We start from the raw sequence: 17,420 nt of genomic DNA on the forward strand, positions 1-17,420 counted from the left end.
TCCTTCATGGGTAGCGGGCTGTCTGTGGGTCCAGGCATCCCTTGGGCTCCATGTTGGAAGGCCAGCGTCAACCGTGGGTTGCCGCTGTGCGAAGTCTTGCAATCTTGTGTGTCTGTTTGGTGAAGAATGTATAAAACAGGCGGCTGATGCAGATACAGCAAGCGCATTTAGCTGCATATTTGGGAGTGAAGGTCTACCGGCGCAAGGCCGCAAAGGCGGGCAGCTCCCATTTGCGCATGCCCAGCACCAGGGTGTAGCCCTCGATCTTGTTGGGGCCCAGGCGCTGATCCTGCAGATGCTGCTGTGAAAAGTCCTGACCGATGCGCTGAATGCGCTCCACGAAGCTGGGCGCCAGGCTGGGGGCGATGGAGCCATGCACCAGCAGCATGGTCTCGTCCTCGCCGGCAAAAGTGCCGCCAAAATAGTCCAGCACGGCGTTCTCACGGAAGAAGTCCATCACCGGGCCGTTGGTCTGCCAGCGGAAGGTCTTGGCCAGGCGCAGCTTGTAGCGGTTGCCAGGACGCAGCTCGATGATGCCGATGCGGTCCAGCTGCGCCAGATAGCCTATGCCCTCGGGCTCGCTGATGCGGTAGGTGGCGACGATCTGCTCCAGCGTCCACTGGCTGAGCACGCAGATCGCCGTGAGCAGCAGCTTGCGGTCGGCAACCACGGCAATCTCCTGCTCGCGCGTGATCTGCTGCAGCAGCGGCCGGCTGTCGGCCACATTGCGCGCCAGATCGGCAAAGTCCAGGTGCAGGGCGCGGCAGATCTCGTCGATGCGCGACAGCGGCATGTCGCCCTTGGCCAGCATGCGCTTGACGCTGGATTCGGCCATGCCTATGGCCTGGGCCAGGTCGGCATAGGTCATCTGCGCGGCCTTGAGTTCTTTCTTGATGGCGGTGACGAGATCGGCAGTCGTGCTCATGGTATCGGTTGGTAGTACTGGCAGTGCAGCGATATGGCGCAAGTTTAGAAGATTGATGCCGCTGCTTCGGCGGATTTCCATACTGCGCGGCATTCACACAAGGAAGCGCCATGCAACTGCATACCTCATCGATCACGACGGTGGAAATGACGAGCCCCGAGACCTCGGGCACGCTGGAGCAGCGCTTTGCCTTGTTCGGGGGCATGGCCTTGCTGTTCACGCTGGCGCTGCTGATGCCCGGCATGGCTCAGCCCGAGCACTATCACGCCTTTGCCGACCGGCGCGGCTGGCTGGGCGTGCCGCATGCGGCCGATGTGTTGAGCAATCTGGGGTTTGTACTGGCGGGACTGGCGGGCTGGGTCGCACTGGCCCGTGCCGACTACCAGAGGCTCAACGGCACGGCGCGTGCCCTGTGCGCCCTGTTCTTCACGGGCTTGCTGTGCTCGGGGGCAGGGTCTGCGTACTATCACTGGGCACCGCAGGATTCGAGCCTGGTCTGGGATCGGCTGGGCATGGGCCTGGCTTTCGCCGGCTTGCTGGGCCTGGCGGCACAGACGCGCATTGACGACATCAGCGCCCGTATCACTGCCGGAGTATTGCTGGTGGCCGCACTTGCCAGCGTGGCGGTCTGGGTGCAGACCAGCAATGTGCTGCCCTGGGTGCTGGTGCAAGGCGGCGGCATGCTGATTCTCCTGTGGCTGGCCTTTGTGGCGCCGCGTCGTCACGCGCTGCCCGTGGAGCTGGGCTGGGTGATCGGTCTGTACCTCGTTGCCAAGCTGCTGGAGCTGTCGGACGGCGATGTGTTCGATGTGACCACGCAGGCAGTCTCCGGCCACAGCCTCAAGCACTGGATGGCCGCGGCCGCTGCGTGGCCTGTGCTGCGTGCCTTGAAGCAGTGGCGTGAGTCGTAATATTCATAGCGGCGGGCGCATGTTCATCAAGCATCAGCGGCATAAAACCTACAAAAAGATCCGGGCAAGTTGGCACAATGCCTGCAGCGCCACAGGGAGAGATCCATGAATTCCACGCCGACCGTGCATACGGCCGCCGCTGCACCGCAGCATGCCCACCCCAACCAGTTCGCCCTGCTGGGCCAGCGCCGCTTTGCGCCGTTTTTCTGGACGCAGTTTGCCGGTGCGGGCAATGACAATCTCTTCAAGTTCGCCTTCACGGTGATGGTCACTTATCAGCTCAGCGTCTCCTGGCTGCCGCCTTCCATGGCGGGGCTGGTGATAGGCGCGCTGTTCACCCTGCCTTATCTGCTGTTTTCGGCCACTTCGGGTCAGCTGACCGACAAGTGGGACAAGACCCGCATGTTCCGTCTGGTCAAGAACCTCGAGATCGCCATCATGCTGATTGCGGCCTGGGGCTTTGTGCAGGCCAATGTGCCGGTGCTGCTGCTGTGCGTGTTCCTCATGGGGCTGCACTCCACGCTGTTCGGCCCCGTCAAGTTCGCCTATCTGCCCCAGGTGCTCAACGACCGCGAACTCACGGGCGGCAACGGCATGGTGGAGATGGGCACTTTTGTCGCCATTCTGCTCGGTCAGGTCGCTGGCGGTCTCTTGATTGCCGTGCCCGAGGTCGGTCATATGCAGGTCGCCATGGCCTGCGTGGCCGTCGCGGTCGTGGGCCGCATCTGCGCGCAGTTCATCCCTCATGCGCCCGCGACCGATCCGGGCCTGCTCATCAACTGGAACCCGTTCACCGAAACCTGGCGCAACCTCCAGCTGGCACGCCAGCAGCCCGTGGTGTTCCGCTCGCTGCTGGGCATCAGCTGGATGTGGTTCTTCGGCGCGGTGTTTCTCTCGCAGTTCCCCAGTTTTGCCAAGGAGGTGCTGCATGGCGACGAGCATGTGGCATCGCTGCTGCTGGTGATCTTCTCGGTGGGCATAGGTATCGGCTCGCTGCTGTGCGAAGTGTTCAGCCGTCGCCAGGTGGAGATCGGCCTGGTGCCGCTGGGCGCGATTGGCATGAGCGTGTTTGCGATTGATCTGTTCTTTGCCACGCGCGCGCTGCCGCCGTCCGAGCTGATGGGTGTGAGCGCCTTTTTTGGCGAGGCCAAACACTGGCGCGTGATGCTGGATCTGGGCCTGCTGGCGCTGTCGGCGGGCATCTACAGCGTGCCCATGTATGCGCTGATCCAGATGCGCAGCCAGCCCACGCACCGCGCGCGCATCATCGCGGCCAACAATATCCTCAACGCGCTGTTCATGATCGCCTCGGCCGTGCTGGCCGGTGCCTTGCTGGCCGCAGGTTGCAGCATTCCCCAGGTGTTTCTGATCACCGGCATTGCCAACGCCATCGTGGCGCTCTATGTGTTCCTGCTGGTGCCCGAATATCTGCTGCGCTTTGTGGCCTGGGTCATCACCCACTTTGTCTACCGCTTCAAGGTGCGTGGCGACGAGCATATTCCGCGCGATGGCGCGGCCGTGCTGGTCTGCAACCATGTGAGCTTTGTCGACGCCATCTTGCTCATGGCGGCCAGCCCGCGCCCCATTCACTTCGTGATGGATCACCGCATCTTCCAGACGCCGGTGCTGGGCTGGCTGTTCAAGCTGGCCAAGGCGATCCCGATCGCGCCGCACAAGGAGGACCCGGCAACCTATGAAGCCGCGTTCGCGCGGGCCGCGGAGGTGCTGCGCGAGGGCGACCTGCTGGCCATCTTCCCCGAGGGCGGCATCACCTCTGACGGCCAGCTGCAGCCGTTCAAGGGCGGCATCATGAAGATTCTCGACCACGCGCGAGACGACGGCCTGCAGGTTCCCGTCATTCCCATGGCGCTGACCAATCTCTGGGGCTCCTACTTCAGCCGCATCGAGTCGCGCGGCGGCAGGAATGTGGCCATGGTCAAGCCGCTGCGCCGCGGCCTGTTCAATCGTGTGGGGCTGGAAGTGGGCGAGCCCGTGGCGGCTGCCTCTGTCACGCCGGCCCTGCTGCAGCAGAACGTGGCGGATTTGCTCCGGCGTTGAGGCTGGATGATCAGGGCAGGAGCCGGATATCACCCATGTAGGCCAGTCCTTCGCCATGGGTGTTGTCCGAGTCCGCCGAGACGGTGACGCCGATGATGGTGGGCATGGCCTGGGACTCGTCGCCAAAGGCTTGCAGATAGTCGGACATCAGATTGCGCTGTTCCGTCACCCACTGGCCTTTGTGCGTGCTGCCGCTTCGCAGCACGATATAGCGCATGCGATGCGTGAACGCATTGTGCAGAACCGAGCCCACGGGCTGCTTGTTGTCCCAGACATAGCACAGCGTCTCGGCCGGAATATCCTCTCCGGTGCTGATTCTGCCCAGGCGCAGCTTGGCCCGTTCACCAAAGCTCAGCTGCGATTTGTCAAAGTCGAAGGACATGCAGAGCTTGAGCGCAGCATCGTCGCCGGCCCTGGTTTTGATGTCGGCCTTGTCGATCAGCTGATCCACGCGCCAGCGCCACTGCAGTTGCAGATCGGGCGAAGCAGTCAGGCGCAGCGTGTGAACCATATTGCCGTAGGCGTCCTGTGTGCTCACGCGCAACACATGCCCGCCATCCTGGTCCACCACATTGAATGCCGTCGGGTTCTTGTTGGGCAGGGTGGCAAAGTGCCAGGGCCCTCCCAGAGGGCCCTGCGGCATCTGCGAAAAAGCGGGAATGCTGCTGCCCTGCGCCAGTGCAGAGACAGCTAGCGTGGACATGGCCGTGGCGAGCGCTGCAGCAAGCCGGCTTTGCCGGCGTGAAGGCTTGTGCAGGGCGAAGGTCTGAGAGTGAAGCCGCATGGATTGCCTGATGATTTTTGAAAGTTGTGGGCGCGGGAGTGGGGCAAGATGTGCAAGCTGCAACTGGTTTGAGCGCTGGCAGCAGGCGGGGAGTATCACTTTGCGATACTGCGAGACCTGCCGCTTGCTGATTTTGACAAAACACAGGGCCGAAGTTTCGGGCGCATGGATGATTCGTTCGGCGCCGCATGCAAATCGCGGCCCATTTCAATAACCACTGGGAGCCATTTGTGATCAACGTCCTGACCTTTATCCGTCCTCTTCGCAACAGCCTGTGCGCCCTGGGCGCGGCCTTTGCATTGCTGGGCGGCAGTGCGGTCCACGCCCAGAGCGAAGCCTCTCTGGTGTTGTCGGTCCTGCCTGTGGCATCGGTGGTTGCAGCGGCATCGGGTGGCGCTTCGGAGGAAGTCGTGGCAATACCCCTGTTTCTGTCGGCGGCAGGTGCATCCGTGATCGTTGAGGCCGTGGAAAGCAGTGCCACAGGCGTGACCTATGTGCTCAAGAATGTGGCCGACGGCACTTCGGCCGTGGTCAAGGTCTCTGGCCAGGCTGCAGGAGCCCTGTCGGTCGGCGTGGGCACGGTGGTGCAGACCAGCGCCACGGCGGCCGGCGTGATTCTGTCCACGGCAGGCAAGGTGCTGGCCTTCATCCCCAACGAAATCGGCAAGGCGCTGATGCACAACGAGCGTCTGTAATTCAAGAAACTGGAGGCTCGCATGATCAAGGACGCGACAAGCGTTGTACAAGCCATGGCGCCCGCTCGACGCGCCGGCATGCCCATCCCCGGCCCTGTGGCGCTGGCGCTGGGCGCTGCGTTGATTGCCTGGGCAGGCTCGGCAGAGGCTGGCCGCAGCTGTGAAGACCGTCCGCTGACCGCCGATGTGATGGCCAAGGGGCTGAATCTGGCCGCGCGCACCGCCAAGGCGCTGGATGCCGAGTTTCAGAAGAACGGTACCCAGGTCGTGCTGCTGGCTCGGCAAGGGCAGGACTTGAGCAAATACGATCTCAAGTACTCGCACTATGGCTGGGCCTACAGAACGCCCGCCGGCCCCTGGCGCGTGGCCCACAAGCTCAACGAGTGCGGCACTGCCTCCGGCCATATCTATCGCCAGGGCCTGGGCGAGTTCTTTCTTGACGATATGTGGCGTTACGAAGCCGCCATCCAGATCCCGACACCAGCGGTGCAGCAGGCCCTGCTCAAGTTCTTGAGCGCTCCCACGGTGCTGCGCCTGCAAAACGAGCCCTACAGCATGGTCAGCTATGTCTGGAGCAGCAAATACCAGCAGTCGAACCAATGGGCGACCGAGACGCTGGCAGCCGCCATGGAGCCGGCGGCGATTCAGAACCGCGCACAGGCTCAGGCCTGGTTGCAGTCCAAGGGCTATGAGCCCAGCGCGCTCATCATCCGGGCGTTCTCGCGACTGGGCGGGCGCATGACGGCTGCCAATATCGCGTTTGACGATCATCCGAATGAAAAGCGCTTTGCCAGCCGCATCGAGACGGTGACGGTGGACTCCGTGACCCAGTGGTTGCAGCGCACGCAACTGGCATCGGCCGTGCGTACCGTGCAGTGAGTTTGAGCCTTTTTGGCTTCAAGGCCTTGCTGAATATGCGCATGGCGCTACGTTTTTGGAGTAATTGAAAATGAGCAAGTCTCTGCGTTTGCCCGAGAAATGGTTTCGCCGCGGCCTCTGGCTGGTGGCGCTGGTGTTTGCCTTCTTCCTGATCGGTCTGGGTGGGCTGGTGGTGGGCAATCTGCCGCAGCCTGATCGCTCGCTGGAGGTGGAGTCCTTTATTCCGCAGGCCGATGCACAACGTGTGCGGGCCGAAATCGACAAGGCCCAGAAGACGGCCGGCGTGACCCAGAAGGCACTGGACAGGGCTCAGCTCAAGTTCGACGCCGAGCGTGCGCGCTACCAGTCGGCGCGCGACACCTTTGACAACTGGGTGGCGACCCGCCGTGCGACAGAGCGCCCCGAGCAGGACGCCGAGCTGGTCGCACGCAGCAAGGCGCTGGACGAGCTCAAGCAGGCTGAGGACAAGGCCCGCCAGGAGCGCGAGAAAGAGGCCCAGACCCATCTGGAGGCCAATCAGGCAGTCTCCAACGCCGAGGCGGAGATGAGCAATCTGCGCGAGCAGGCCTATCCTCAGTACGAAGCCGCCATGCGAGCCAGCGAGCTGCGCGTGTTTCTGTTCCGCCTGGCCATCACCTTGCCCCTGCTGGGCGTGGCGGGCTGGCTGTTCGCCAAGAAGCGCAAGAGCACCTGGTGGCCATTTGTCTGGGGTTTTATCTTTTTTGCGCTGTTCGCCTTCTTTGTCGAGCTGGTGCCTTATCTGCCCGACTACGGCGGCTATGTGCGCTATATCGTAGGCATTTTGGTGACGGTATTGCTGGGGCGCTATGCCATTCTGGCGCTCAACCGCTATCTGGAAAAACAGAAGCTGCAGGAGTCCTTGCCCGAAGAGCAGCGCCGTGAGGAGCTGAGCTATGACGTGGCGCTGGAGCGTCTGTCCAAGAATGTGTGCCCGGGCTGCGAGCGCCCAGTGGATCTCAAGAACACCGAGATCGACTTCTGCCCCCATTGCGGTATCGGTCTGTTCGACCATTGCGGCAGCTGCAATACCCGCAAGAGCGCGTTCTCACGCTTTTGTCATAGCTGCGGCACTGCGGCCGGCAAGATGCTGCCGCGTCCCGATGCGGCGGAGGCAGCACCGCTCGCCTCCGGGTCCGGCGAGCCCGGATGACCTTGGGCCGGGCTATCGGCGTGTCGCGCTCAGCAAAGCTGTGAACTGACGCGATCGCGCCCGGCGGCCTTGGCCTCATACAAAGCCTGGTCTGCCTGCTGCAGCAGCAGGTCCAGGCTTTGATGCGCTTGCAGGCTTGCGGTATGGACCAGGCCAATGCTGACCGTGGCACTCATCGTCTTGTCATTCATGGGCACGCGCAGCTCCCGGATGGCGCGGTTGATGCGCTTGGCGATCTCCTGCGCAGCGATTGCGTCCACCTTGGGCAGGGCCACGGCGAATTCCTCGCCTCCCATACGGCCCACGATGTCCTGAGCGCGCAGCACCTGGCTCAGGGTCTGGCTGAAGCTGCGCAGCAATTGGTCGCCTCCCGCATGGCCGAAGCTGTCGTTGATCTGTTTGAAGTGGTCGAGATCCAGCATCAGAATGGCGAAGGGCTGGCCATCCTGGCGGCAACGCTCCAGTATTCTTTGCCCCTGCTTCATGAAGGCACCGCGTGCCAGCATATCGGTCAGAAAGTCGTGGTTGACGGCATGACTGAGCTTTTGCATCAGCTCGTTGCGAGCCATATGCGATCCGGCCACCGCCAGCGGGCCCAGCACCAGCATGCATAGCCCCACGCGAAATGACAGCGTTTCGAGAAAATGAGCGGGTGTGAATTCAAGCGTGCCAAGCGAAATGAAGATGATGCTGCTCAGGCAAAGTGCTGCCGTGATCAGCGTCAGACTGAAGATGCGATAGCTCAGCGCGCACCATATGAGAGCCGGCAGCGAGAACGCCAGCGAGCCGGGACCTTTGATCCAGTAGCTGATGGCCTCCAGCGCAATGACAGACAGCAAAGGCAGGACGCGGCGCATGGGGGAGGGCTCGGTCCAGTTCGGTGCAGGCTGCTTGCGTGTCGGCCAGGCCAGAACAATGGGTAAAAATGTCATGTAGTTCAGCCACTCGCTGCTCAACCACATGGAGAAAGCCTGCCAGTGCGGTGTTCCGAACACGGCAGTCACCACCGGCCCGCCCAGTATTGCTGCTGCCAGTGCGCCCATGCCGCTGCCGACAAAGAGCAGCAAGGCGGAAGACTGGCGTTGCATGAACAAGGTGGCGCGGCTTTGCCTGTGCATCAGCGCCCAGGCCATTCCGACGCCCGCCATATTGGCCATGCTCAGCAGGATCGCCACATCGAGCCGGCTGCCTGTCAGCAGATCCGCAGCGATATAGCCTGCCGAGACCGCCAGGATCGAGCCAGGACGCAGCCAGCCAGGCTTGTGCAGAAGCACCCCCAACAAGAGCGCGTTGGCTGGCCAGATCGCCGAGAAAAACCCCAAAGGACGTCCCAGGATACCGAGTAAGGCTGCCACGAACACCATGCATCCCAGGGCGAGCGCGACCGTCCATGCCTGGGTGGCGGTGGTCTGTAGCGAAGGCGTTTGCTTGGGTGAGGAAGCTTCGGTCATGGAGGGGGATGCCGCGAGCGTTTCGTGTCGTGCTGTTCAGTGGCTGTTGGTGGATTTCGATGCCAATCGCCAAAGATGCCGGTTGTTGTCGCCCAATGTGCTGATGTTTTAACAAAAACATACAGAAAATCGGCCTCTTACGCTGCATTGCAGTGGGCAATTGACGAAATTTTTCAATTGAAGGTTTCAATGGTGAAATCTGAAAGCAAAAAAGCCAGAGACTGGCTCTGGCTTTTTTGTGTTCTGCTGCAGCAGATGGAGTCGAAGGCTTAGACCCCGCGTGCGCGATCGGCCTTGAACTGGGTGCGAAACTGGGCAAAGCTGCCTGCGTCCAGCGCGTTGCGGATTTCCTGCATCAGGTTCAGGTAATAGTGCAGGTTGTGGATGGTGGTGAGCATGGGGCCCAGCATCTCGCCGCAGCGGTCCAGATGGTGCAGATAGGCGCGGCTGAAGCCTTCGCGGCCGCCATCGTCCCAGCTCACGCCGCTCTTGCCCGCGCAGGCATGGCAGGTGCAGGTGGTGTCTATGGGCTGGTGATCCACCTTGTGACGAGCGTTGCGGATCTTCAGATCGCCGTAGCGCGTGAAGATGGTGCCGTTGCGTGCATTGCGGGTAGGCATCACGCAGTCAAACATGTCCACGCCATCGGCCACGCCTTGCACCAGGTCTTCGGGTGTGCCAACGCCCATCAGGTAGCGCGGCTTGTTGGCGGGCAGCAGATGCGGCGTGTGGGCCATGATCTCCAGCATTTCGTCCTTGGGCTCGCCCACGGAGACACCACCCACGGCATAGCCGGGGAAATCGATTTCCAGCAGACCCTGCAGCGATTCCTCGCGCAGATTGGTGTACATGCCGCCCTGCACGATGCCGAACAAGGCATTGGGGTTTTCCAGGCGCTGGAACTCCTCCTTGGAGCGCTTGGCCCAGCGACGGCTCATCTCCATGGACTTGCGCGCTTCGGCTTCGGTGGTCTTCTTGCCGTTGGTTTCGTAGGGCGTGCACTCGTCGAGCTGCATGACGATGTCCGAATTCAGAATCGTCTGGATCTGCATGCTGACCTCGGGCGACATGAACAGCTTGTCTCCGTTCACGGGGCTCTGGAAATGCACGCCTTCTTCGGTGATCTTGCGCATAGCACCCAGCGACCAGACCTGGAAGCCCCCCGAGTCGGTCAGTATGGGCTTGTCCCACTTCTCGAAGTCGTGCAGACCGCCGAAGGACTTCATGATGTCCAGGCCTGGACGCATCCACAGATGGAAGGTGTTGCCCAGGATGATCTGTGCGCCCATTTCTTCGAGGCTGCGCGGCATCACGCCCTTGACGGTGCCATAGGTGCCCACGGGCATGAAGATGGGGGTCTGGACCTTGCCGTGATTAAGCGTCAAGGTGCCACGGCGCGCGTGGCTGGTCGGGTCGGTCTTGAGAAGGTCAAACTGCAGCATAGCCTGCTATTTTCCCAGATGCCCGCAAGCACTGCTGCAATAGCCGGTGCTTGCCCCAGATTCGCAACCCGTCTTTGCAGCCTGGGCCTACACTGGTGCGCAAGACGAACAGGAGGTTGCCATGCTCAAGATCATGATTGCGGTGGATGGATCGGATGTCGCACTTGAGGCCGTACGCCACGGCATCAAGCTTTTGCAGAGCGGACTGGATGCTCACTTTGTGATAGCTCATGTGCAGAAGGAAGCCACGCTGCTGGAGCTTGCAACCACAGATTCAGATCTGATCGCCAACGCCAGCATCGAAGCCGGCATGGATCTGGTGGCGCCTGCACAGGATCTTCTCAAGGAGGCCGGGGCCTCCTATGAAGTGGAGATCAGCCTGGGCGAAGAGGCCAATACCCTGATCGATATTGCCGAGAGCAATGAATGCGATCAGATCATCATCGGTGCCACGGGCCAGAGCGGCCTGGGCAGCATTCTGATCGGCTCGGTCTCACGCGAGGTGGCCAGGCACAGTCGGCTGCCGGTGACGATTGTGAAAATGCCCGAAGTGGCCGAGGCGGATGACAATTCCGCTGAAGATGCTGATTCCTGATTTGATAGCGCTATGTGATTGATCAATAAGCGCTGGAAGGAAGCTTGACTGGAGGTCAGGCCGCACGGCGCTGTTGGCCGGATTCACGTCTTTGCCAGCTGCTGCGGCTGCCTGCACGATGGGCTGCAAATTTGCCATGCGGCATGCTGGCCAGACGCATCAGCATCCAGCGGCAATAGCCTTGCACGCTCAGGCATTTGTTGATTTCTTCTTCGGGCAGCGGCCCGGAGACCACGACCAGCCGGTTTGCGCCTTCCCAGTCTCCTGCCATGCGCAGACGGCGTTGTGCGCCCATGGCCCAGGAGTGAATGCGGGTGGGGTGACCATGCTGGTGTACGCGGCCTGTGATTCGGTCAAACGCGATGGCGACCAGCTCGGTCTTGAGGCGATAGGGGCGCTCTCCCGTGATGGCGTTGGGCGCATCACGCATGTCGTAGAGATAGTAGAACCCGGACTTGAGCCGATATCGCAGATGCAGTAAATCCATGAACCATGCCCCCAAGCCTGTGTCACGCAGGACTGCGTGCAGGACATTCTCCATGAAATTGTCACAAAACGGTGTTTTTTCGGGCTCAGGCACTTTCTGGCGAGCTCAGCACCTGTCTGAGCTTGCCCAGTTGTTCATACAGGTCGCTGGCGTTTTTGCTGCCCAGCGGAGTCAGCAACTGCTCAAGCCATAGCTCATGCGCGGCAGCCATGGCCTTGAACTGCTTTTTACCCGAGCGGGTCAGGCGCACGATCATGGAGCGGCGGTCTTCCTCGTCAGCCACTCGTTCCACCCAGCCTTCGGCCACCAGTTGATCGGTCAGTCCGGTCACATTGCCGCCGGTCACCATCAGATATTCCGACAGGGTCTTCATGCGCAGACCTTTGGGAAAGCGGCTGAGTTGTGCCAGGTAGTCAAAACGAGGCAAGGTCGTGCCGAACTCTGTGCGTAGCTGGCTGCGAATGACTTGCTCGATCTGTGTGCTGCAGGTCAGCAGGCGAAGCCACAGGCGCACGGCCTGATGGTCGGAGTGGGACAGGCCAGCCTCGCGTCCCGGGGCTTCGGGCATGTCGATGGAGAAATCCGGATTGTGTTGGGCCATGGTTGGCATGGTGCGCAAACTAACGTGCTTTGGGTTCAGGGTTTGGCCGGATTCTAGTGAAAATTTCATGCATTAATAATTTAGATATAAAGTAATTTTTCAAAAGCCAGGAACGGATCACTGTCATGAAAATTGTCTGCATAGGTGGTGGCCCCGCCGGCTTGTACTTCGCTTTGCTGATGAAGCAGATGAGCCCTGAGCATGAGGTGACGGTGGTGGAGCGCAACAAGCCCTACGACACCTTTGGCTGGGGCGTGGTTTTCTCCGATGCCACCATGGACAATATGCGCGACTGGGACCCGGTGACAGCCGCGCAGATCGAGCAGGCTTTCAACCATTGGGACGATATCGAGTTGCTGTTCAAAGGGCGCAAGATTCGCTCCGGAGGACATGGTTTTGTGGGGATTGGCCGCAAGCATCTGCTCAATATCCTGCAAGCACGATGCGAACAGCTGGGTGTGAACCTGGTGTTCGAGACCGATGTGCAAAGCGACGAGGACTATCCGGATGCCGACCTTGTGATTGCCTGCGATGGCGTGAACTCGCGCATCCGCAGCAAGTACGCCGACATCTTCAAGCCCGATATCGTCACCCGCCCCAATCGCTATATCTGGCTGGGGACGAACAAGGTCTACGAGGCATTCACCTTTGATTTCGTGCGCACGCCACATGGCTGGTTTCAGGCGCATATCTACAAGTTCGACGACAAGACCTCGACCTTCATCGTGGAGACCACGGAGGAATGCTGGAAAGCCAGCGGTCTCGACACCGCCGATCAAGAGCAGTCCATTGCCTTCTGTGAAAAGTTGTTCGCGGACAATCTTCAGGGCGAGAAACTGATGACCAATGCCCGCCATCTGCGCGGTTCGGCCTGGATCAACTTTCAGCGCGTGGTCTGCGATCAGTGGTGGTTGAAAAACCGCAAGGGCAGCCATGTGGTGCTGATGGGCGATGCCGTGCATACGGCACATTTCGCCATTGGCTCAGGAACCAAGCTGGCGATCGAGGATGCGATCGAGCTGGCACGCCAGTTCAAGCAGCGGGGTGATGCGGCTGCGCATATTCCCGAGGTGCTGGCGGCCTATCAGGAAGCGCGTCGCGTTGAGACGCTGCGCATTCAGAATGCGGCCTGGAATGCGATGGAGTGGTTCGAGGTCTGCGGCCAGCGCTATTGCGACCAGCTGGAGCCCGAGCAGTTCATGTATTCCATGCTCACGCGCAGTCAGCGCATCAGCCATGAAAACCTGCGCCTGCGTGATGCGCAGTGGCTTGGTGGTTATGAGAAATGGCTGGCCGAAAGAAACGGTGTCGCGGTCGATGCCAAGGCGCCGCCGCCCATGTTCCTGCCCTATACCCTGCGCGGCATCACGCTGAAGAACCGTATCGTGGTCTCTCCCATGGCGCAGTACTCTGCGGTTGATGGCGTGCCTGGTGAGTTTCACCTCGTTCACCTGGGGGCGCGTGCGCTTGGTGGCGCCGGTCTGGTGTTTGCCGAGATGGCCTGTGTCAGCCCCGAGGGGCGCATCACGCCCGGCTGCCCAGGTACTTATAGCGCTGAGCAAAAGCAGGCCTGGAAACGCATCAGCGACTGGATTCACACCAACACCGATGCCAAGTTCGCCATGCAGATCGGCCATGCGGGTGCCAAGGCCTCGACGCGGCTGGCCTGGGAAGGTACGGATCTGCCGCTGGAGCAGGGCAACTGGCCCGTCATGGCAGCGTCGGAGCAGCAATATCTGCAGGGAGTGAGCCAGATCTCCAGGGCCATGACACGCGCCGACATGGATGAGGTGCTGCAGCAGTTTGTGCATGCTGCGCAAATGGCGGCCGACATAGGCGTGGACTGGCTGGAGCTGCACTGTGCGCACGGCTATCTGCTGTCGGGCTTTATCTCGCCGCTGACCAATCAGCGCAGCGATGAATATGGCGGCAGCCTGGAAAACCGCTTGCGCTACCCGCTGGAAGTGTTCAAGGCCATGCGCGCCGTTTGGCCGCAGGACAAGCCCATGTCCGTGCGTATCTCGGCTCATGACTGGGTGCCTGGCGGCATCACGCCCGAAGATGCGGTACAGATTGCCAAGGCCTTCAAGGCCGCAGGTGCCGATCTGATCGACTGCTCATCGGGGCAGGTCAGCAAGCTCGAAAAGCCGGTGTTCGGCCGCATGTATCAAACCCCGTTTGCAGACCGCATCCGACAAGAGGCCGGTATTGCGACCATGGCCGTGGGCGCGATCAGCGAGGCCGACCATGCCAACAGCATCATTGCTGCAGGACGTGCCGATCTGTGTGCGATTGCCAGACCGCATCTGGCCAATCCGGCCTGGACGCTGACCGAGGCCGCCAAGATAGGTTACACGCCTATCGTCTGGCCCAAACAATACTTCCAAGGCAAGCGCCAGATGGAAGCCCTGTTCGAGCGCGAAAAGGCCTTGAAATGAAGCGCCCCCTGAGTCGCTGCGCGCCTTCCCCCCACTCTCCACACGCTGCGCGCTATGGGAGGGGGCGACACCCGTGGCGTGGGGCGGCTCTTCCTTGGTGTCCGAGGGGCGGTTCGCGCCAGTTTCGTGAGCGATGGAGAACTCAATGACAGGCGATCGGAACGATCAACATGCGCTGGTGACAGGCGCGGGCCAGGGCATTGGCGAGGCGATTGCACGCCAGTTGCTGGCGCAGGGCGCTCGCGTCACGGTGCTGGGGCGTCGCGCCGAGCCGCTGCAAAAACTGGTGGAAGAACATCCCGGTCAATGCCGGATGGTGCTGGCCGATGTGGCGGATGAAGCACAGGTGAAAACGGCGTTTGAGAAGGCAGTGGCTGCGCAAGGTGCCATCAGTATCCTGATCAACAACGCAGGTCAGGCCGGCAGTGCACCGTTCATGAAGATGGATGCCGCGCATTGGCAGCAGATGCTGGCCGTCAACCTGAGTGGCACCATGCACTGCATCCAGCAAGTGCTGCCGGCCATGTCCGCTACGGGCTGGGGACGTATCGTCAATGTGGCCAGCACGGCTGGTTTGGTGGGCTATGCCTATGTCGCAGCCTATGTGGCGGCCAAGCATGGCGTGGTGGGCCTGACACGAGCCCTGGCGCTGGAGTACGCCAAGACCGGGATCACCGTCAACGCCGTCTGCCCCGGCTATACCGAAACAGAGATTGTCAAAACCAGCATTGACCGCGTCGTAGCCAAGACCGGTCGCACACCAGAGCAGGCAATGGCCGAGTTCGTCAAATCCAACCCCCAAGGCCGCCTGGTACAGCCGCACGAGGTGGCGGACGCCGTGCTGTGGCTATGTGGGCGAGGCGCATCAAGTATTACCGGGCAAGCCATAGCCGTCGCTGGTGGCGAAGTCATGTGAACCGGATTTTTGGAGACAGACATGAGCGAATATGCAATCGATCCAGCGCTGCAAGCTGGCAATCACAAGCAGCTGGCGGGCTATAGGGCCACGCATTTCCAGTGGCAGGTGCAGGCTGGCGTGGCAACCATCACTCTCAATCGTCCGGAGCGCAAGAATCCGCTGACGTTTGATTCCTACGCCGAGCTGCGCGACCTGTTTCACCAGCTCAAGTGGGCGCAGGATGTAAAGGCCGTGGTGCTGGTCGGCGCGGGCGGCAACTTCTGCTCGGGCGGTGATGTGCACGAAATCATCGGTCCGCTGGTCGCGCTCAAGGCCCCCGAGCTTTTGATGTTCACCCGCATGACGGGCGAACTGGTCAAGACCATGCGAGCCTGTCCGCAGCCTATCATTGCGGCAGTCGATGGCGTGTGCGCGGGGGCTGGGGCCATCATGGCCATGGCCTCGGACATGCGCCTTGGCACTGCGCGCAGCAAGACCGCGTTCCTGTTCAACCGCGTGGGGCTGGCGGGCTGCGACATGGGGGCCTGCGCCATGCTGCCGCGCATCATTGGTCAGGGCCGTGCGAGTGAGTTGCTCTATACGGGACGCAGCCTGGGCGGCGAGGAGGGTGAACGCTGGGGCTTCCTCAACCGTCTGTGTGAACCCGAGAGCTTGCTGGCCGATGCGCAGAAGCTGGCCGCCGATCTGGCCGCCGGGCCCAGCTTTGCCAACGGCATCACAAAGACCATGCTGCACCAGGAATGGGCCATGACGATTGAGCAGGCCATCGAAGCCGAAGCCCAGGCCCAGGCACTGTGCATGCTGACCGAGGATTTCTCGCGTGCCTATCACGCGTTCGTGGCCAAGCAAAAGCCAGTCTTTCAAGGAAACTGATATGGCAGACACCAGCTATCTGAAGTGGCCTTTTTTTGAAGCCCATCACGCTCGTCTGGCCCAGTCGCTGGATGCCTGGGCCAGGCAGAACATTGCGCATTCCCATGGCCCCGATGTGGATGCCGAATGCCGGCAACTGGTCAAGGCCCTGGGCGAAGCCGGCTGGCTGCGGCATGCGGTTGCGGGTACGGCCTACGGCGGCGCAGGAGAGCAGATCGACACCAGAGCCATCTGCCTGATCCGGGAGACGCTGGCGCGTCATAGCGGGCTGGCCGACTTTGCGTTTGCCATGCAGGGCCTGGGCTCGGGGGCGATCTCTTTGGCGGGCAGCGAAGAGCAGAAAAAACGCTATCTGAGCCTGGTGGCCAGGGGCGATGCGATCTCAGCCTTTGCGCTGTCAGAGCCCGACGCCGGCTCGGACGTGGCGGCCATGGCCTGCGAGGCCAGGCTGGAAGGTGATCACTATGTCATCAACGGCGAGAAGACCTGGATTTCCAACGGAGGCATTGCCGACTTCTATGTCGTTTTTGTGCGTACCGGCGAGGCTGCGGGTTCGCGTGGTCTGTCGGCACTGATTGTGGAGGCCGGCACCCCGGGCTTTGAGATTGCCGAGCGTATCAACGTTATCGCGCCACACCCGCTGGCGCGTTTGAAGTTTTCGAACTGCCGCGTGCCTGTCGCCCAGCTCGTGGGCGCGGCCGGCGAGGGCTTCAAGGTGGCGATGCGCACGCTCGATGTGTTCCGCACCTCGGTGGCCGCCGCATCGTTGGGCTTTGCGCGTCGTGCCATGGATGAGGCATTGCAGCGCGCGACCAGCCGCAAGATGTTCGGTGGCGTGCTGGCTGATTTTCAGCTCACCCAGGCCAAGCTGGCGCAGATGGCCACGCAGATCGACAGTGCGGCGCTGCTGACCTATCGCGCAGCCTGGTTGCGTGACCAGGGCGAGAACGTGACACGGGAGGCCGCCATGGCCAAGATGACGGCGACGGAAAACGCCCAGCAGGTGATCGATGCCGCCGTGCAGATCTGGGGCGGCCTGGGCGTGGTCAGCGAGCAGCCTGTGGAGCGCCTTTACCGGGAGATTCGCGCCCTGCGCATCTACGAAGGCGCGACCGAGGTGCAGCAGCTCATCATTGGGCGTGACCTTATCAAAAGTCATAGCTGATGGCGCTTTTGTATCAAGCGTTTGAT

At 61.4% G+C, this 17,420-nt stretch carries 16 protein-coding genes; 10 read left to right on the forward strand and 6 right to left on the reverse strand.

The genetic code is table 11. The features are described from left to right. Positions 1 to 193: 193 nt before the first annotated feature. On the reverse strand, positions 194 to 925 hold the full coding sequence (locus AAIL66_RS19410; RefSeq protein ID WP_003065639.1) for a helix-turn-helix transcriptional regulator: 732 nt from the start codon (positions 923 to 925) through the stop codon (positions 194 to 196). Positions 926 to 1,035: 110 nt separating this feature from the next. Between AAIL66_RS19410 and AAIL66_RS19415 the strand changes: the two genes are divergently transcribed. Beyond that, entirely contained in the window at positions 1,036 to 1,836 is an 801-nt protein-coding gene (locus AAIL66_RS19415; RefSeq protein WP_343497518.1) for a hypothetical protein, read from the forward strand. Between the two features lie 105 nt (positions 1,837 to 1,941). Beyond that, positions 1,942 to 3,894, forward strand: a complete 1,953-nt coding sequence (locus AAIL66_RS19420; RefSeq protein ID WP_343497519.1) for an MFS transporter — start codon at positions 1,942 to 1,944, stop codon at positions 3,892 to 3,894. A gap of 10 nt (positions 3,895 to 3,904) precedes the next feature. Here AAIL66_RS19420 and AAIL66_RS19425 read toward each other — a convergent pair whose 3' ends face one another. Further along, positions 3,905 to 4,678 carry a DUF3047 domain-containing protein gene (locus AAIL66_RS19425; RefSeq protein WP_343497520.1) on the reverse strand — a complete coding sequence of 258 codons (774 nt, stop codon included), beginning with the start codon at positions 4,676 to 4,678 and terminating at the stop codon, positions 3,905 to 3,907. Positions 4,679 to 4,866: 188 nt separating this feature from the next. Between AAIL66_RS19425 and AAIL66_RS19430 the strand changes: the two genes are divergently transcribed. The 3 genes from AAIL66_RS19430 to AAIL66_RS19440 all read left to right on the forward strand — a co-directional run bounded on the left by AAIL66_RS19430 (position 4,867) and on the right by AAIL66_RS19440 (position 7,423). Beyond that, positions 4,867 to 5,373, forward strand: coding sequence for a hypothetical protein (locus AAIL66_RS19430; RefSeq protein ID WP_343497521.1), 507 nt, complete (start codon positions 4,867 to 4,869; stop codon positions 5,371 to 5,373). Positions 5,374 to 5,394: 21 nt separating this feature from the next. After that, positions 5,395 to 6,252 (forward strand): DUF2145 domain-containing protein, encoded by an 858-nt coding sequence (locus AAIL66_RS19435; RefSeq protein ID WP_063665064.1) that lies wholly within the window; start codon positions 5,395 to 5,397, stop codon positions 6,250 to 6,252. A gap of 70 nt (positions 6,253 to 6,322) precedes the next feature. Beyond that, positions 6,323 to 7,423 carry a zinc ribbon domain-containing protein gene (locus AAIL66_RS19440; protein ID WP_034353002.1) on the forward strand — a complete coding sequence of 367 codons (1,101 nt, stop codon included), beginning with the start codon at positions 6,323 to 6,325 and terminating at the stop codon, positions 7,421 to 7,423. Between the two features lie 29 nt (positions 7,424 to 7,452). Here AAIL66_RS19440 and AAIL66_RS19445 read toward each other — a convergent pair whose 3' ends face one another. Together AAIL66_RS19445 and tgt are read right to left on the reverse strand one after the other, a co-directional pair. Beyond that, positions 7,453 to 8,874, reverse strand: a complete 1,422-nt coding sequence (locus tag AAIL66_RS19445; RefSeq protein WP_343497522.1) for a diguanylate cyclase — start codon at positions 8,872 to 8,874, stop codon at positions 7,453 to 7,455. Between the two features lie 269 nt (positions 8,875 to 9,143). Continuing rightward, the gene (gene tgt / locus AAIL66_RS19450) at positions 9,144 to 10,316 is read right to left on the reverse strand and encodes a tRNA guanosine(34) transglycosylase Tgt (RefSeq protein ID WP_034353010.1); all 1,173 of its coding nucleotides are present in this window, start codon (positions 10,314 to 10,316) and stop codon (positions 9,144 to 9,146) included. Between the two features lie 121 nt (positions 10,317 to 10,437). Here tgt and AAIL66_RS19455 point away from each other — a divergent pair, with 121 nt between their 5' ends. Continuing rightward, positions 10,438 to 10,911: a universal stress protein gene (locus AAIL66_RS19455; RefSeq protein WP_012836812.1), complete on the forward strand. Its 474-nt coding sequence runs from the start codon at positions 10,438 to 10,440 to the stop codon at positions 10,909 to 10,911. Positions 10,912 to 10,966: 55 nt separating this feature from the next. On the opposite strand, the gene AAIL66_RS19460 is transcribed toward AAIL66_RS19455, so the two are convergent. Together AAIL66_RS19460 and AAIL66_RS19465 are read right to left on the reverse strand one after the other, a co-directional pair. Continuing rightward, positions 10,967 to 11,389 (reverse strand): hypothetical protein, encoded by a 423-nt coding sequence (locus AAIL66_RS19460; protein ID WP_046461468.1) that lies wholly within the window; start codon positions 11,387 to 11,389, stop codon positions 10,967 to 10,969. 94 nt (positions 11,390 to 11,483) lie between these two features. Continuing rightward, positions 11,484 to 11,966 carry a MarR family transcriptional regulator gene (locus tag AAIL66_RS19465; protein WP_223305668.1) on the reverse strand — a complete coding sequence of 161 codons (483 nt, stop codon included), beginning with the start codon at positions 11,964 to 11,966 and terminating at the stop codon, positions 11,484 to 11,486. 158 nt (positions 11,967 to 12,124) lie between these two features. On the opposite strand from AAIL66_RS19465, the gene AAIL66_RS19470 reads away from it, so the two are divergent. The 4 genes from AAIL66_RS19470 (at position 12,125) to AAIL66_RS19485 (ending at position 17,394) form a co-directional block, all read left to right on the forward strand. Beyond that, a complete protein-coding gene (locus tag AAIL66_RS19470; protein ID WP_045840191.1) occupies positions 12,125 to 14,437 on the forward strand; it encodes a bifunctional salicylyl-CoA 5-hydroxylase/oxidoreductase in 2,313 nt (770 codons plus the stop codon). Positions 14,438 to 14,582: 145 nt separating this feature from the next. Then, positions 14,583 to 15,353: an SDR family NAD(P)-dependent oxidoreductase gene (locus tag AAIL66_RS19475; protein WP_343497525.1), complete on the forward strand. Its 771-nt coding sequence runs from the start codon at positions 14,583 to 14,585 to the stop codon at positions 15,351 to 15,353. 21 nt (positions 15,354 to 15,374) lie between these two features. Next, positions 15,375 to 16,229: an enoyl-CoA hydratase family protein gene (locus AAIL66_RS19480; RefSeq protein WP_034353019.1), complete on the forward strand. Its 855-nt coding sequence runs from the start codon at positions 15,375 to 15,377 to the stop codon at positions 16,227 to 16,229. A gap of 1 nt (position 16,230) precedes the next feature. After that, complete coding sequence (locus AAIL66_RS19485; protein WP_343497526.1) at positions 16,231 to 17,394, forward strand: acyl-CoA dehydrogenase family protein; 1,164 nt, start codon at positions 16,231 to 16,233, stop codon at positions 17,392 to 17,394. Positions 17,395 to 17,420 lie beyond the last annotated feature (26 nt).

The organism is Comamonas sp. F1-6, from assembly GCF_039581415.1.
Taxonomy (GTDB): Bacteria; Pseudomonadota; Gammaproteobacteria; order Burkholderiales; family Burkholderiaceae_C; genus Comamonas; species Comamonas thiooxydans.

Bases quoted from the DNA above. Each gene is read 5' to 3' on its own strand.
- AAIL66_RS19410 (WP_003065639.1), bottom strand. From the start codon at position 925: ATGAGCACGACTGCCGATCTCGTCACCGCCATCAAGAAAGAACTCAAG.
- AAIL66_RS19415 (WP_343497518.1), top strand. From the start codon at position 1,036: ATGCAACTGCATACCTCATCGATCACGACGGTGGAAATGACGAGCCCC.
- AAIL66_RS19420 (WP_343497519.1), top strand. From the start codon at position 1,942: ATGAATTCCACGCCGACCGTGCATACGGCCGCCGCTGCACCGCAGCAT.
- AAIL66_RS19425 (WP_343497520.1), bottom strand. From the start codon at position 4,678: ATGCGGCTTCACTCTCAGACCTTCGCCCTGCACAAGCCTTCACGCCGG.
- AAIL66_RS19430 (WP_343497521.1), top strand. From the start codon at position 4,867: ATGCAAATCGCGGCCCATTTCAATAACCACTGGGAGCCATTTGTGATC.
- AAIL66_RS19435 (WP_063665064.1), top strand. From the start codon at position 5,395: ATGATCAAGGACGCGACAAGCGTTGTACAAGCCATGGCGCCCGCTCGA.
- AAIL66_RS19440 (WP_034353002.1), top strand. From the start codon at position 6,323: ATGAGCAAGTCTCTGCGTTTGCCCGAGAAATGGTTTCGCCGCGGCCTC.
- AAIL66_RS19445 (WP_343497522.1), bottom strand. From the start codon at position 8,874: ATGACCGAAGCTTCCTCACCCAAGCAAACGCCTTCGCTACAGACCACC.
- tgt (WP_034353010.1), bottom strand. From the start codon at position 10,316: ATGCTGCAGTTTGACCTTCTCAAGACCGACCCGACCAGCCACGCGCGC.
- AAIL66_RS19455 (WP_012836812.1), top strand. From the start codon at position 10,438: ATGCTCAAGATCATGATTGCGGTGGATGGATCGGATGTCGCACTTGAG.
- AAIL66_RS19465 (WP_223305668.1), bottom strand. From the start codon at position 11,966: ATGCCCGAAGCCCCGGGACGCGAGGCTGGCCTGTCCCACTCCGACCAT.
- AAIL66_RS19470 (WP_045840191.1), top strand. From the start codon at position 12,125: ATGAAAATTGTCTGCATAGGTGGTGGCCCCGCCGGCTTGTACTTCGCT.
- AAIL66_RS19475 (WP_343497525.1), top strand. From the start codon at position 14,583: ATGACAGGCGATCGGAACGATCAACATGCGCTGGTGACAGGCGCGGGC.
- AAIL66_RS19480 (WP_034353019.1), top strand. From the start codon at position 15,375: ATGAGCGAATATGCAATCGATCCAGCGCTGCAAGCTGGCAATCACAAG.
- AAIL66_RS19485 (WP_343497526.1), top strand. From the start codon at position 16,231: ATGGCAGACACCAGCTATCTGAAGTGGCCTTTTTTTGAAGCCCATCAC.